The sequence below is a fragment of the uncultured Campylobacter sp. genome, from assembly GCF_937949835.1.
Taxonomy (GTDB): Bacteria; Campylobacterota; Campylobacteria; order Campylobacterales; family Campylobacteraceae; genus Campylobacter_B.
The window spans coordinates 1-1,812 of the sequence record NZ_CALEDC010000381.1 but is presented as its reverse complement, the minus strand read 5'-3'; the positions used below and the strand labels follow the sequence as shown (position 1 = coordinate 1,812).

General features: G+C 43.2%; 3 protein-coding genes. 2 read left to right on the top strand and 1 reads right to left on the bottom strand.

What is annotated here, in order from left to right; all coding sequences use genetic code 11:
- The coding region (locus Q0256_RS08665) for a DUF1705 domain-containing protein (protein WP_297962253.1) at positions 1–512 on the bottom strand (512 nt) is incomplete at its 3' end.
- A gap of 74 nt (positions 513–586) precedes the next feature.
- Here Q0256_RS08665 and Q0256_RS08660 point away from each other — a divergent pair.
- Both Q0256_RS08660 and Q0256_RS08655 read left to right on the top strand, forming a co-directional pair.
- A complete protein-coding gene (locus tag Q0256_RS08660) occupies positions 587–1,090 on the top strand; it encodes a PepSY domain-containing protein (RefSeq protein ID WP_297962251.1) in 504 nt (167 codons plus the stop codon).
- Between the two features lie 13 nt (positions 1,091–1,103).
- Positions 1,104–1,733, top strand: coding sequence for a hypothetical protein (locus Q0256_RS08655; RefSeq protein ID WP_297962249.1), 630 nt, complete (start codon positions 1,104–1,106; stop codon positions 1,731–1,733).
- The last annotated feature ends 79 nt before the right edge of the window (positions 1,734–1,812 follow it).

The following is a 1,812-nucleotide window of genomic DNA, read 5'->3' as shown; positions in this document are numbered from 1 at the left end:
AGTACCAGCACGTAAATCGCTAGTCTCGGGCTAAAAAGATCCGCTGACTCGGCAAAGTTCGTCTGGGCTGCGTTACGTATCATCTCAGAATCGATTACGACGTTATAGCTATCCATAAAATACGCTGTAAACGACGAAATAAAAAAGCAGATCATCAAAATCGGCTTGGTCGTATAGCGCGAGCTAAAAATCGTAAAAAATAGCGTCAAAAAAGCGATCAAAGCTGCCATGTCGCAGACAAGATAGATAAAATTTAGCCCCGAGATTCCGTAGGCATTTATGATATTTTTAAAAAACGAGAAGTTAAAAAACATCACAAAAGCAAGCGAGCTTAGAAAAATAAGTTTCTGCTGCGACGGATTTTTAAAAAAGCTAAGCACAAGCGTTCCTTGAGATAAAATTTCAAGTTGAAATTTTACGGCGTTTTGGTAAATGCTCGGAAATTCCGCGCTTCGTATCTCATAAATCGTAGCAAAATTTTTGTGAAATTTTAAAATTCCGCGCGTATTCATCTTAGCTTCATCTTGGAATTTTAAAATTGCGCCATCCAAAATAAAATTTGGAAATAAAATTAAAAGGATTAAAGATGAAAAATCTTAAAGCTTTAGGCACAATCGCCGCTACATTCGCCCTTGTGGGCGCATTAAACGCAGGAAGTTTTAGCGAAAAAGACGCTAAAGTTTCATTCGATCAAGCAATAGGAATCGCACAGCAAAACTTTGGTGACGCGACTATAAAAAGCGTAGAAATCGACGATGAGCACGGAAGGCTCATCTATGAGATCGAGTCGTATAAAGAAGGTAGCGAAAGCGAGATCAAAATCGACGCTCAAAGCGGAGAAATTCTAAAGACTCAAACGCAAAAGAAGCTAAAGCCTAGTAAAATTGATTATTCGCAGGTCAAAATCAGTGCCGCAGACGCTCGCGCCAAAGCACTTAGCGCAAACGCCGGCTGGGATTTTCGCGAGGTTGATTTAGAAAGTAACGGCGGTAAGCCTGCATACGAAGTCAAACTGCGCCAAGGCATGAGCAAAAAAGAGGTGCTAATCGACGCTGCTACGGGCGAGCAGATCTTGCAGCGTCAAAAATAAGCGAAGGTGCGAGATGAAAAATCAAAGCTTAAAGAGCGGAGTGCACAACTCGGCCCAAACTAACGAGGCTTTGGACACTATAGATTTCAGCTTAAACAAAAACGCTGACTATGGCGTCCAAAATGCAGACGCAGCTAAAAATTTAGATGAAAATGCGCAGGATTTTTCGGCAAATTTAGCGAGTGAAACGAGCGGGCGGAACCCCGAGCCCTGCGAGCAAAATTCTAAAGATTTTTCTAGCGTGGAATGTTGCGAAAATCAAAAAAATTCTTCGGAAGCGAAAGATTGTGAGGACGAGCGGGATTCTTCGCAGACACAAGACTTATCAAGTGCGCAAAATTTCGCTAGCGAGCAAAATTTCGCCGATACGCAAAATTTTTCAGATACAAGCAATTTAGCAAGCGCGCGAGATCATGCCAGCGCAGCAAGCTGCGCGGAGGTTTGTAATTCTTGCAAGCCAGTGCTTTGCAGCCGCTGCAAGCGCGAAATCGCTAAGCAAAATTTCAAGTTTGGCTGCGTAGGATTTGGGCTTTTTGCGTTAAATATCGCAGCAGGCGCGCTAAATTTTTTAGGAAGATTAGGAAGCGTGGCGGATAAAAAGGCAAGCGAGATTAGAGCTAGGCAAAAGGCGCCTGCGAATTAGCGCGGCCCCAATGCTACTGAAATTTAGCGGTGCATAAAGCGAGCGGGTTTACACATCCAAGGCGCCGCAAAATTTATGC